General features: G+C 71.0%; 8 protein-coding genes. 4 read left to right on the top strand and 4 right to left on the bottom strand.

What is annotated here, in order from left to right:
• Positions 1 to 10 precede the first annotated feature (10 nt).
• Both ABT147_RS33375 and ABT147_RS33370 read right to left on the bottom strand, forming a co-directional pair.
• Entirely contained in the window at positions 11 to 583 is a 573-nt protein-coding gene (locus ABT147_RS33375) for a response regulator (protein ID WP_351413204.1), read from the bottom strand.
• On the bottom strand, positions 580 to 4,653 hold the full coding sequence (locus ABT147_RS33370; protein ID WP_351413311.1) for a HAMP domain-containing protein: 4,074 nt from the start codon (positions 4,651 to 4,653) through the stop codon (positions 580 to 582). The genes ABT147_RS33375 and ABT147_RS33370 overlap by 4 nt, the downstream gene beginning before the upstream one ends.
• Positions 4,654 to 4,937: 284 nt before the next feature.
• Here ABT147_RS33370 and ABT147_RS33365 point away from each other — a divergent pair, with 284 nt between their 5' ends.
• Positions 4,938 to 7,259 (top strand): SpoIIE family protein phosphatase, encoded by a 2,322-nt coding sequence (locus ABT147_RS33365; protein ID WP_502983201.1) that lies wholly within the window; start codon positions 4,938 to 4,940, stop codon positions 7,257 to 7,259.
• Positions 7,260 to 7,339: 80 nt separating this feature from the next.
• On the top strand, positions 7,340 to 8,572 hold the full coding sequence (gene hemW / locus ABT147_RS33360) for a radical SAM family heme chaperone HemW (protein ID WP_351413199.1): 1,233 nt from the start codon (positions 7,340 to 7,342) through the stop codon (positions 8,570 to 8,572).
• 13 nt (positions 8,573 to 8,585) lie between these two features.
• Here hemW and ABT147_RS33355 read toward each other — a convergent pair whose 3' ends face one another.
• Positions 8,586 to 9,401, bottom strand: a complete 816-nt coding sequence (locus ABT147_RS33355) for a DUF3097 domain-containing protein (protein WP_351413197.1) — start codon at positions 9,399 to 9,401, stop codon at positions 8,586 to 8,588.
• Positions 9,402 to 9,443: 42 nt separating this feature from the next.
• Positions 9,444 to 10,184: an MBL fold metallo-hydrolase gene (locus ABT147_RS33350; RefSeq protein WP_351413194.1), complete on the bottom strand. Its 741-nt coding sequence runs from the start codon at positions 10,182 to 10,184 to the stop codon at positions 9,444 to 9,446.
• Positions 10,185 to 10,460: 276 nt separating this feature from the next.
• On the opposite strand from ABT147_RS33350, the gene hrcA reads away from it, so the two are divergent.
• Positions 10,461 to 11,477 carry a heat-inducible transcriptional repressor HrcA gene (gene hrcA / locus ABT147_RS33345; protein WP_184894198.1) on the top strand — a complete coding sequence of 339 codons (1,017 nt, stop codon included), beginning with the start codon at positions 10,461 to 10,463 and terminating at the stop codon, positions 11,475 to 11,477.
• Positions 11,478 to 12,614 carry a molecular chaperone DnaJ gene (gene dnaJ, locus ABT147_RS33340; protein ID WP_351413192.1) on the top strand — a complete coding sequence of 379 codons (1,137 nt, stop codon included), beginning with the start codon at positions 11,478 to 11,480 and terminating at the stop codon, positions 12,612 to 12,614. It abuts the gene before it with no gap.
• Positions 12,615 to 12,741 lie beyond the last annotated feature (127 nt).

Genomic DNA, 12,741 nt, shown 5'->3' with positions numbered 1-12,741 from the left:
CGCCCCTGACCTAGCCGGCGTCGGCCCTTGTCACCAGGGCTCGGAGGTCTTGGATCTGTATTCGGGCCTCCGTCAAGTCCGGGGATGCTTCGGACAGTTGCTTCTCCACGGCCGCCAGGCGGGAGCTGATCAGTTCTGTGTGCTCCTGTTGCCGCGCCAATAAGCTCTCCAGCTGCTGGTTCTTGCGGTGCAGGTCCAGGAACACGCTCACCTTGGCCCGTAGAACCCAGGGGTCGAAGGGCTTGGTCAGGTAGTCGGCCGCGCCGGTGGCGTAGCCGCGGAAGGTGTAGCCCGCGTCGGCGTCGGTGCCGGTGAGGAAGATGATCGGGACGTCCTTGGTCTGGTCGAGCCGCTTGATGTGGGCGGCGGTCTCGAAGCCGTCCATGCCCGGCATACGGATGTCGAGGAGGACGACGGCGAAGCGCTGCCGCAGGAGGGCCTTCATCGCCTCCTCGCCCGAACGGGCGCGTACGAGCGGCTCGTTGAGGGATGCCAGGACGGCCTCCAGGGCGAGCAGGTTGTCCTCCATGTCGTCGACGAGGAGGATGCCCGCGCGTCCGTCGGTCCGGTCCTGAGTGGTCATGGTGAGGGTGCCTCGTTCTCGTCGGTACGTTTCTCGCCGGTGCGTTTCCCGGGGGACGGCTCGGCGTCGGCCCGCAGGTTCTCCGCGCCGTCCGGGTCCAGGACCGCGCAGACGACCGTGAGCAGTTGGTCGACGTCCACCGGCTTCGGTACGTAGTCGTTGGCGCCGCGGACGATGGACTTCTCGCGGTCGCCGGGCATCGCCTTGGCGGTGAGGGCGACGATGGGCAGACCGGCCCAGCGGGGGGTGCGGCGGATGGCGGAGATCGTCTCGTAGCCGTCCATCTCCGGCATCATGATGTCCATCAGGACGAGTTCGACGTCCGGGTTGCGCTCCAGGGTCTCGATGCCCTCGCGGCCGTTCTCCGCGTACAGGACGGGCATGCCGACGCGGCCCAGGACATGGGTGAGCGCGAAGACGTTGCGGATGTCGTCGTCCACGATCAGCACCCGGCGGCCGGGCAGCACCTGGCCCGCGCGACCCGCCTTCCACGCCTCCAGCTTGGTGGGCGCGGGCCAGGTGTCGTCGCTGTCTTGGGCGGCCGGGTACGGCTCGCCGGCCGGCTGCTCGGGTACGAGGCTGCCGGGCTCCTCGGCGGCCGGGCCCGTCACCCCGTGGCCGGGGCTGAACACCGGGACGTACAGGGTGAAGGTCGAGCCCTGGCCGGGGTCGCTCTCGGCGATGATGCGGCCGCCGAGGAGGCCGGCGATCTCCCGGCTGATGGAGAGACCGAGGCCGGTGCCGCCGTACTTGCGGTTGGTGGTGCCGTCGGCCTGCTGGAACGCCTCGAAGATCACCGGGAGTTTCTCCGCCGCGATACCGATGCCGGTGTCGGAGACGGCGAAGGCGATCACCTCGTCGTGGTCCTCACGGGTGAAACGGTGGTCCGGGTCCTTGACGCGGCTGACGGTCAGCTCGACCCGGCCGGACGCGGTGAACTTGATCGCGTTGGAGAGCAGGTTGCGCAGGATCTGCTGGAGGCGCTGCTCGTCCGAGTACATCTCGCGCGGCACGTTCTCGCCGACCGTGACCTCGAAGGCCAGGCCCCGGTCGAGGGTGAGCGGGCGGAACGTGGCGTGGACGTAGTCCAGGAGCTTGATGAGCGGCAGGCGCTTCGGGCGGACGTCCATCCGGCCCGCCTCGATCTTCGAGAGGTCGAGGATGTCGTTGATCAGCTGGAGGAGGTCGGAGCCGGAGCGGTGGATCGTGGTCGCGAACTGCACTTCCTGGTCGGTGAGGTGGCCGTCCGGGTTGTCGGAGAGCAGCCGCGCCAGGATCAGCAGGGAGTTCAGCGGGGTGCGCAGTTCATGGGACATGTTCGCCAGGAACTCCGACTTGTACTGTGAAGAGGTGGCCAACAGGGCTGCCTTCTCCTCCAGTTCGGCGTTCGAGCGCTGCAACTCCGCCTGCTGCTTCTGGAGTTCGTCCGAGCGTTCCTGGAGCTGCATCGCGAGGCGCTGGGACTCGCCGAGCAGGGACTCCGTACGGGAGTTGGCGATGATGGTGTTGATGGCGACGCCGATGGTGTTCACGAACTGGTCGAAGAACGCCAGGTGGACATCGGAGAAGCGGGAGAAGGAGGCGAGCTCGATCACGCCGAGGAGCTTGTCCTCGAAGAGGATCGGGATGATCACGACGCTGGACGGGGAGGCCTCGCCAAGGCCGCTGTTGATCTTGATGTAGCCCGGTGGGGCCTCCTCCACCAGGATCCGCTTCTTCTCGCGGGCCGCCTGCGCCACCAGGCCGTGCACGGGAAGGCCGCCGGTCTCGACGGTCGCGCCCTGTGCCGCGCCGTAGCCCGCGATGAAGGCGAGGCCCTTGGTGGGCGCCACCGGGAGCGGGGCCGCGCCGTCCTCATCGGGGTCGGCCAGGTAGAAGGCGCCGTACTGGGCGTTCACCAGCGGGGTCAGCTCGCGCAGGATCAGGTCGGCGACCTCCATCAGATCGCGGTGGCCCTGCATCAGGGCGGCGAGGCGGGCGAGGTTGGACTCCAGCCAGTCCTTCGCGCGGGTGGTCTCACGGAGGTTGGCCACCATCAGGTTGATGTTGTCCTTCAGCTCGGCGACCTCGCCCTGCGTCTCCACCGTGATCGAGCGGGACATGTCGCCCTGGGCCACGGCGGAGGCGACCTCGGCGATGGCGCGGACCTGGGTGGTGAGGTTCGACGCGAGTTCGTTCACGTTCGTCGTCAGGCGCTTCCAGGTGCCGTACACGCCCTCCACCCTTGCCTGACCGCCGAGTTGGCCCTCGGAGCCGACCTCGCGGGCGACCCGGGTGACCTCGGAGGAGAAGGAGGAGAGCGTGTCGACCATGGTGTTGATGGCGGTCTTCAGCTCCAGGATCTCGCCGCGCGCGTCCACGTCGATCTTCTTGGAGAGGTCGCCGTTGGCCACCGCCGTGGTCACCTGGGCGATGTTCCTGACCTGTGAAGTCAGGTTGTCCGCCATGTAGTTGACGTTGTCGGTGAGGTCCCGCCACACGCCCGACACGCCCAGCACCTGGGCCCGGCCGCCGAGCGCGCCGTCGGTGCCGACCTCGCGGGCCACCCGTGTCACCTCGTCGGCGAAGGCCCGCAGCTGCTCCACCATCGTGTTGACGGTGTCCTTCAGTTCCAGGATCTCGCCGCGCGCGTCGACGGTGATCTTCTTGGAGAGGTCGCCGTTGGCGACGGCCGTCGTCACCTGGGCGATGTTGCGGACCTGCGACGTCAGGTTCAGGGCCATGAAGTTGACGTTGTCGGTGAGGTCCTTCCAGACGCCGGAGACGCCCCGGACCTGTGCCTGGCCGCCGAGGTTGCCCTCGGTGCCGACCTCGCGGGCCACGCGGGTGACCTCGTCGGCGAAGGCGGAGAGCTGGTCGACCATCGTGTTGATGGTCGACTTGAGTTCGAGGATCTCGCCCTTCGCCTCGACCGTGATCTTCTTGCCGAGGTCGCCCTGGGCGACGGCGGTGGAGACGAGGGCGATGTTCCTGACCTGGGAAGTCAGGTTGTCCGCCATGAAGTTGACGTTGTCGGTGAGGTCCTTCCAGACGCCGGAGACGCCCCGGACCTGGGCCCGGCCGCCGAGGTTGCCCTCGGTGCCGACCTCGCGGGCGACCCGGGTGACCTCGTCGGCGAAGGCGGAGAGCTGGTCGACCATCGTGTTGATGGTCGACTTCAGCTCCAGGATCTCGCCCTGCGCGTCGACGGTGATCTTCTGGCTGAGGTCGCCGTTGGCGACGGCGGTGGTGACCTGGGCGATGTTGCGGACCTGCGACGTCAGGTTCGAGGCCATGAAGTTGACGTTGTCGGTGAGGTCCTTCCAGACCCCCGAGACACCTCTGACCTGGGCCCGGCCGCCGAGCTGCCCCTCGGTGCCGACCTCGCGGGCGACCCGGGTGACCTCGTCGGCGAAGGCGGACAGTTGGTCGACCATCGTGTTGACGGTGAGCTTCAGTTCGAGCAACTCGCCGGTCGCCTCGACCGTCACCGTACGGGTGAGATCGCCGCGTGCCACCGAGGTGGTCACCAGGGCGATGTCACGCACCTGCGCGGTCAGCCGGGCGGCCATGGTGTTCACGGCCTCCGTCACGTCCCGCCAACTCCCGGACAGGCCCCGGACCTTGGCCCGGCCGCCGAGCCGCCCCTCCGTGCCGACCTCGCGGGCGACCCGGGTCACCTCACCCGTGAACAGCGACAGCTGGTCCACCATCTTGTTCACGGCACGGCCCAACCGCCGTAGATCGCCCCGGAGTTGACGGTTGCCGTCGTGCAGGTCGACGCGCTGGGTCAGATCGCCGCCGGCCACCGCGTCCAGGACGCGGGTCGCGTTCGCGGCGGGCGCCACCAGGGCGTCGAGCGTCTGGTTCACGTCGTCGACACGGGTCGCCCAGGCACCCTGTCCAGGGCTGGCCGACAGCCGCTCGTCGAGACGGCCGTGCCGGACCAACTCCCGTCTTACACGCTGCACTTCGGAGCCGAAGTGGGTGCTACGGTCGATGATCTGGTTGAAGAGGGCGCACAGCTCCGCCACCGGCGCGGGGCCCGCCTCCGGGACCTTCGTGAAGCTGCCGTCCCGGGCGGCGGTCATGGCGGCGGTCAGCGCGCGGAGATCCGATGCGTGGATCTGTCCGTCGGTGCGGCTGCCTTCTCGGCCGCCCTCGTGGCTGTCCGTTGGGATGTCCTTTTGGCCGACTTTTTGGCCGTTTTCGAGCAGCCGCGTAGCACTGTTCTCACTCATGGTGGCCCACTTCGGTAACTCGGCGCTTATGGGCGAGGTCAGTCTGTCACTCTGTCCATGCCGCCTGAGGCCTATTCGTCCGAACTTTCTCAGGGAGCCGCTCAGTGGGGGCCATTCCGACGCAACGGGAGACCGTGTCCTGTGCTCCCGATGCGCCGGCGCGCGTCGGGTCCGAGTCGCTGTACGCCGCGCCCGCGTACGCGGGCATCGACCGGCGTGCGGTGGCGCATGTGGCGCTGCCCGGAGGTCCGCTCGCGCCGGGAGCCGCCCGGCGCTTCGTCGGTGCCGCGCTCGCGGAGTGGGCCGAACTCGATCTGCCCGGCGCCTCCGCCCTCTCCGCCCGCCTCGTCGAGGACGCGCTCGTGGTGGTCAGCGAGCTGGTCACCAACGCGGTCGTCCACGCGGGCACGGACGTCGAACTGCTGTGCCGTCTCGGCAGCGACGACCCGACCGGCGCGGGATGGCTGCTCGTCGAGGTCTCGGACCACCATCCCTCCAGGGCGGTACGGGACGAGGGCACCGAACGCCCCTACCTCGTCGAACGGCCTTACGGGGCCGCCGAGTACGGACGCGGTCTGCGCCTGGTCGCCGCGCTCTCCGAAGCGTGGGGGATCACCTACCGGACCGGCGTGAAGACCGTCTGGGCGCGGCTGTCGGTCGACGGGGCGATGGCGGTGGACGGCGCGGTCGACGGCGCGATGGCGGTCGACGGGGCGATGGCGGTGGAGGGGGCGTTCGGGGCGTACGCCGGTGATGAGGGGGTCGAGGGAGCCGCCGGGGGCGAGGGGGCCCAGGACTGGGATGCGCGGGCGTACGCCGGTTGCTCCGGCTTCGCCGGTGAGGCCGGTCCTGGCCCCGGCGCGGACCCCGGCGCGGGCCCGGTCGATCTGGTCGCCCCTGTGCCCCGGCCCGGCGGGGAGCGCGACCGGGAGTGGCTGAACCGGGGCGCGCTCTCCTTCCTCGCCGAGGCGTCCGATCTGCTCGCCGGGCAACTGGACGAGGACCTGGTCGCCGCACTCGCCGGACAACTGCTGGTGCCGAGGCTGGCCGACTGGTGCGCGGTGTGGCTGGAGGACGAGGGGCTGGGCTGGCGCGGCGGCGACGGTTCGCTCGGCCCGGCGCCACGGCTCGCCCGCGTCTGGCACGGCAGCGAGAACCGCATCGAGGAACTGCGCCGCGCCCTGGAGCAGGACCCGCCCAGGCTGCCCGAGTCGGTGCGGTCACGGGCGGTGCCTGTGGCGTGGCCGGGACGGGGTGGGGGCGGGCCGGTAGGCACGGGTGACGGCTCGGTGGACACGGGTGACGGCCCGGTGGGCACGGGTGACGGCCCGGCGGACACGGGTGACGGCTCGGTAGGCCCGGGTGACGGCTCGGTGACGGGGCAGGGCGAAGGCTCGGCGGTCGCGGAAGGCGGCGGCCGAGGCGGGCCGGCGGAGACGAGTGACGGCTCGGCGGTCGCGGAGGGCCAGGACGGGGCGGCGGCGGAGCGCGAAGGCGGGGCCGCGCTCGCCTACCGGCTCATCGCCGGCGGGCGTCCCCTCGGCACCCTCGTCATCGGCCGGGCCGGACTGCTCCGCTTCCCGGACGAGGTGACCGGGCTGGTCGAGGACCTCAGCCGGCGGATCGCGCTCTCCATCGGGGCGGCCCGGCAGTACGCCCGCCAGGCCACCATCAGCCGGGTCCTCCAGCGCGGGCTGCTGCCCGGCGCGGTCGCCGAGATCCCCGGGGTGTCCAGCGCGCTGGTGTACGAGCCGTGCGACAAGGGCGGGCCCAGCGGCGACTTCTACGATCTGTTCCCGGCGGGCCGGGGCCGCTGGTGCTTCGCGATCGGCGATGTCCAGGGCAAGGGCCCCGAGGCGGCGGTGGTCATCGGCCTCGCCCGGCCCTGGCTGCGGCTGCTCGCCCGCGAGGGGTACGGCGTCGCGGACGTGCTCGACCGCCTCAATCAGCTCCTCCTCGACGACGCCACCGAGGCGGCCGACGCCGCCGCCCGTGCCCTGGTCACGGCGGGCGACCCCGGCCTCGTCGACCCCGACGGCCCGCAGACCCGTTTCCTCTCCCTCCTCTACGGCGAACTCGTCCCCTTCGACGGCGGCGTCCACTGCACCCTCGCCTCCGCCGGGCACCCGCTGCCGCTGCTCCTGGGCCCCGACGGCGACGTACGGGCCGTGGCCGAGCCGCAGACGCTGCTCGGGGTGATCGAGGACACCGAGTACGTCTCCGAGACCTTCGAGCTGCGCCACGGCGACACGCTGCTGTGCGTGACCGACGGGGTCACCGAGCGACGCAGCGGGCCGCACATGTTCGACGACGAGGACGGTCTCGCCACGGCGCTCGTCGGCTGCGCCGGACTCGACGCCCAGCTGATCGCCGAACGCATCCGCCGACTCGTGCACGAGTTCGGGGAACGGCCACCGGACGACGATCTGGCGCTGCTGGTGCTGCAGGCGGAGTGACGGAACGTACGGCGGAGGAGCGGCGGAAGCACGGAAAGTGACGGAAACCGGCAGTCGGCCGGTGCTGGACAATGGAGGACATGCCTTCCGCACTCCCCGACGGTGAGCCCGTCCCCGACGACGGGGCGCTGCCCGCGCACGCCCTGGCCGGCGCGGCCGAGCGGCCCCTCGGGTTCTATCTGCACGTCCCGTACTGCGCGACCCGCTGCGGCTACTGCGACTTCAACACCTACACCGCGACCGAGCTGCGCGGCACCGGCGGCGTCCTCGCCTCCCGCGACAACTACGCGGACACGGTCGTCGACGAGATCCGCCTCGCCCGCAAGGTCCTCGGCGACGACCCGCGCCCCGTCCGTACGGTCTTCGTCGGCGGCGGCACACCCACGCTGCTGGCCGCCGACGACCTCGTACGGATGCTGGGGGCGATCCGGGAGGAGTTCGGGCTCGCGGACGACGCGGAGGTGACGACCGAGGCGAACCCGGAGTCGGTCGACCCCGCCTATCTGGAGACCCTGCGCGCGGGCGGCTTCAACCGGCTCTCCTTCGGTATGCAGAGCGCCCGGCAGCACGTCCTGAAGATCCTCGACCGTACGCATACGCCGGGGCGCCCGGAAGCGTGCGTGGCGGAGGCGCGCGCCGCAGGGTTCGACCATGTCAACCTCGACCTGATCTACGGCACGCCCGGGGAGTCCGACGACGACTGGCGGGCCTCCCTGGACGCCGCGCTCGGCGCCGGACCGGATCACATCTCGGCGTACGCGCTGATCGTCGAGGAGGGCACGCAGCTCGCCCGGCGCATCCGCCGGGGCGAGGTCCCGATGACCGACGACGACGTCCACGCCGACCGCTATCTCATCGCCGAGGAGATGCTCTCGGCCGCCGGCTTCGACTGGTACGAGGTCTCCAACTGGGCCACCTCCGACGCCGGGCGCTGCCTCCACAACGAGCTGTACTGGCGCGGCGCCGACTGGTGGGGCGCCGGGCCGGGCGCCCACAGCCACGTCGGCGGCGTCCGCTGGTGGAACGTCAAGCACCCCGGCGCGTACGCGGGCGCACTGGCCGCCGGGCGCTCACCGGGCGCCGGGCGGGAGCTCCTCGCGGACGAGGACCGCCGGGTCGAACGCATCCTGCTGGAGCTACGGCTCCGGGAGGGCTGCCCGTTGTCGCTGCTGCGGGAAGAGGGCCTGGCCGCAGCCGCTCGGGCACTGGCCGACGGGCTGCTGGAGGCGGGGCCGTACGAGGAGGGGCGCGCGGTGCTGACGCTGCGGGGGCGGTTGCTGGCGGACGCGGTGGTGCGGGACCTGGTGGACTGATCCAGGGCGACTGTCAGGCACCACCGCTGTCCGTGACGAAGTCGATCAGCTCCTCCACCCGCCCCAGCAGCTCGGGCTCCAGGTCCTTGTAGGAGCCCACCCGCGCCAGAATCGCCTGCCACACCGCCCCCGTGTTCTCCGAAGGCCACCCCAGCGCCCGGCACACCCCCGTCTTCCAGTCCTGCCCGCGCGGCACGCGTGGCCAGGCCGTGATGCCCACCGAGGACGGCTTCACGGCCTCCCAGATGTCGATGTACGGGTGGCCGACGACGAGGGCGTGGTCGCTCGTCACCGACGCCGCGATACGGGACTCCTTGCTGCCGGGGACCAGGTGGTCGACCAGGACGCCGAGGCGGGCGTCCGGGCCCGGGGCGAAGTCCGCGACGATCGCGGGCAGGTCGTCCACGCCCTCCAGGTACTCCACGACCACGCCCTCGATGCGCAGGTCGTCGCCCCAGACCCGCTCGACGAGTTCGGCGTCGTGGCGGCCCTCGACGTAGATGCGGCCGGCGCGGGCCACGCGGGCGCGGGCGCCGGGGACGGCGACCGAGCCGGAGGCCGTGCGGCTGGGGCGGACCGGGGCGGCGGAGGAGGGGCGGACCAGCGTCACGACCCGGCCCTCCAGCAGGAAGCCCCGGGGTTCCAGCGGGAACACGCGGTGTTTGCCGAAGCGGTCCTCCAGCGTCACCGTGCCCGCCTCGCAGCGGACGACCGCCCCGCAGAACCCGGTGGTGGGCTCCTCGACGACCAGACCGGGGTCTGCCGGGACCTCGGGGGCCGGCTGGGGCTTCTTCCAGGGAGGGGTCAGGTCGGGTGAGTACTGGCGCATTCGAGTGACGATAGGAGAAGCCGCGCCCGGATGCCCGCGCCCTCAGCCCGACACGCCGAAGCGGCGGGCCAGCGCGTCGCGTTGGGCCCGTACGAACGCCGCGTCCACCACCGCCCCGTGCCCGGGGACGTACAGCGCGTCCTCGCCGCCCAGGTTCAGGAGGCGGTCCAGAGCGGCCGGCCAGCGGGAGGGGACGGAGTCCGGGCCCGACTGCGGTTCGCCGGACTCCTCGACGAGGTCCCCGCAGAAGACCACGTCGGGGGAGCCGTCCGAGGCCCCCGGCACCAGGACGGCCAGGTCGTGGCCCGTGTGACCCGGGCCGACGTTCGCCAGCAGGACCCGGACGCCGCCGCCCAGGTCGAGCGTCCACTCGCCGGAGACCTGGTGACGGGGGCGTACCAGGAGGTCGGCGGCCTCCGTCGCGTCCACCGGGGCGAGACCGTGGTGCACGGCGTCCGCGTGGAGGATGTCGCGGTCACGGATCAGGACACCGTCGACGCCCACCGCGCCGAAGACCTCCACCCCGGCGAACGCCGCCGCCCCGAAGACATGGTCGAAGTGGGGGTGGGTGAGCGCGAGATGTGTCACACGGGCGCCGCCGAGCAGCCGGCACGCCTCGGTGCGCAACCGCGCGCCCTCCCGCAGGCTCGAACCCGCGTCGATCACGAGGGCCGCGCCGTCCCCGGCCACCAGCCCGACCGTGCAGTCCCAGCCGGGAAGGCGGCACCGTCCGACCCGGGGCGTCAATCCCTGCCATCCGCACTCTTCCCAAGTCACCGTCATGCGCCGACGCTAGCTGTAGCTCCCCGAGGCCCACTGAGCCTCCCCGCCGAATTCCGCGTGCCGGAGGGAGGGACCGGACGGAGGCAGCCGTCGCATACCCGTCGGTAGGAAGGCGCCCGACATCATCGGACAGGTCGGTACACGTCGGCATGACATGGCTGGACCGGCCTTGCCGGGGGCGTACCCCACCGCCGTACACTGGGCGGGGAGTGTTGGCACTCGCCCGGGGTGAGTGCCAAGAGAGAGTCACAGGAGAGCGGACTGGAGGTGTGCGCGGTGCTCAGTGAACGCAGGCTCCAGGTGTTGCGCGCCATCGTCCAGGACTATGTGGGCACCGAGGAGCCGGTCGGTTCCAAGGCGCTCACCGAGCGGCACAACCTGGGTGTCTCCCCGGCGACCGTCCGCAACGACATGGCGGCGCTGGAGGACGAGGGTTTCATCGCCCAGCCCCACACCAGCGCGGGCCGCATCCCCACCGACAAGGGGTACCGGCTCTTCGTCGACAAGCTGGCCGGCGTCAAGCCGATGACCCCGCCCGAGCGGCGCGCCATCCAGAACTTCCTGGACGGCGCGGTCGATCTGGACGATGTGGTCGCCAGGACCGTACGGCTGCTCGCGCAGCTCACGCGGCAGGTCGCCGTCGTGCAGTACCCGTCGCTCACACGATCGACGGTGCGGCATGTGGAGCTGCTGTCGCTGGCCCCCGCCCGGCTGATGCTCGTGCTGATCACGGACACGGGACGGGTGGAACAACGGCTGGTCGACTGTCCGGCGCCGTTCGGAGAAACGTCACTCGCGGATCTGCGGGCCCGGCTCAACAGCAAGGTCGCGGGCCGCCGGTTCACCGATGTGCCCCGGCTGGTCGAGGACCTGCCGGAGGCGTTCGACGTCGAGGACCGGGGCACGGTCGCGACCGTGCTCTCCACCCTTCTCGAAGCACTCGTCGAGGAGAGCGAGGAGCGGCTGATGATCGGCGGAACCGCCAATCTCACCCGCTTCGGACATGACTTCCCCCTCACCATCCGGCCCGTTCTGGAAGCCTTGGAGGAGCAGGTCGTCCTCCTCAAGTTGCTTGGCGAGGCCGGGGATTCGGGCATGACCGTACGCATCGGTCATGAGAACGCGTATGAGGGACTCAACTCCACGTCCGTCGTCTCCGTCGGCTACGGTTCGGGCGGCGAGGCAGTAGCGAAACTGGGCGTGGTCGGACCTACGCGCATGGACTATCCGGGAACGATGGGAGCGGTACGAGCGGTGGCACGGTACGTCGGACAGATCCTGGCGGAGTCTTAAGTGGCCACGGACTACTACGCCGTGCTCGGCGTGCGCCGCGACGCGTCTCAGGACGAGATCAAGAAGGCGTTCCGGAGGCTCGCGCGCGAGCTGCATCCGGACGTCAATCCCGATCCGAAGACCCAGGAGCGGTTCAAGGAGATCAACGCCGCCTACGAGGTGTTGTCGGACCCGCAGAAGAAGCAGGTCTACGACCTCGGCGGCGACCCGCTGTCCCAGGCGGGCGGCGGGGGCGCGGGCGGCTTCGGCGCCGGTGGCTTCGGCAACTTCTCGGACATCATGGACGCCTTCTTCGGTACGGCGTCCCAGCGGGGCCCCCGGTCGCGTACGCGGCGCGGCCAGGACGCGATGATCCGGCTGGAGATCGACCTCGACGAGGCGGCCTTCGGCACGACGAAGGACATCCAGGTCGACACGGCCATCGTCTGCACCACGTGCAGCGGTGAGGGCGCGGCTCCGGGCACCACCGCCCAGACCTGTGACATGTGCCGCGGTCGCGGTGAGGTCTCGCAGGTCACGCGGTCCTTCCTCGGTCAGGTCATGACCTCCCGGCCCTGTCCGCAGTGCCAGGGCTTCGGCACGATCGTCCCCAACCCCTGCCCCGAGTGCGCGGGCGACGGGCGGGTGAGGTCGCGGCGGACGCTCACGGTCAAGATCCCGGCCGGTGTCGACAACGGCACGCGGATCCAGCTGGCCGGAGAGGGTGAGGTCGGGCCCGGTGGCGGGCCCGCCGGTGACCTCTATGTCGAGATCCACGAGCTGCCGCACGCGATGTTCCAGCGGCGCGGGGACGATCTGCACTGCACGGTGACGATTCCGATGACGGCGGCGTCTCTGGGTACGAAGGTGCCGTTGGAGACGCTGGACGGTCTCGAGGAGGTCGACATCCGGCCCGGGACGCAGTCCGGGCAGTCGATTCCGTTGCACGGGCGGGGTGTCACGCATCTGCGCGGTGGGGGGCGTGGGGATCTGATCGTCCACGTCGAGGTGCAGACGCCGACGAAGCTCGATCCCGAGCAGGAGGGGTTGCTGCGGCAGCTCGCCGCGCTGCGGGGTGAGGAGCGGCCGACGGGGCAGTTCCAGCCCGGGCAGCAGGGCTTGTTCTCTCGGCTGAAGGACGCGTTCAACGGGCGCTGAGTGGGTGCGTTGTCGGGTACGGGTGCGTGGGGCTTCTCGCGCAGTTCCCCGCGCCCCTGAGAAGCACGGGCTGCGCCCTGTGCTTCTCAGGCCCGCAGGGGCCTGAATCTTCAGGGGCGCGGGGAAC

It is taken from the genome of Streptomyces sp. NPDC001868, from assembly GCF_040297125.1.
In the GTDB taxonomy this organism is placed as follows: domain Bacteria; phylum Actinomycetota; class Actinomycetes; order Streptomycetales; family Streptomycetaceae; genus Streptomyces.
The sequence above is the reverse complement of the archived record's forward strand: the minus strand, read 5'-3'. Positions and strand labels throughout refer to the sequence as shown.

What these genes read in the sequence shown, in the direction of transcription:
- ABT147_RS33375 (WP_351413204.1), bottom strand. Translation starts at nt 583, where the DNA reads ATGACCACTCAGGACCGGACCGACGGACGCGCGGGCATCCTCCTCGTC.
- ABT147_RS33370 (WP_351413311.1), bottom strand. Translation starts at nt 4,653, where the DNA reads ATGACCGCCGCCCGGGACGGCAGCTTCACGAAGGTCCCGGAGGCGGGC.
- hemW (WP_351413199.1), top strand. Translation starts at nt 7,340, where the DNA reads ATGCCTTCCGCACTCCCCGACGGTGAGCCCGTCCCCGACGACGGGGCG.
- ABT147_RS33355 (WP_351413197.1), bottom strand. Translation starts at nt 9,401, where the DNA reads ATGCGCCAGTACTCACCCGACCTGACCCCTCCCTGGAAGAAGCCCCAG.
- ABT147_RS33350 (WP_351413194.1), bottom strand. Translation starts at nt 10,184, where the DNA reads ATGACGGTGACTTGGGAAGAGTGCGGATGGCAGGGATTGACGCCCCGG.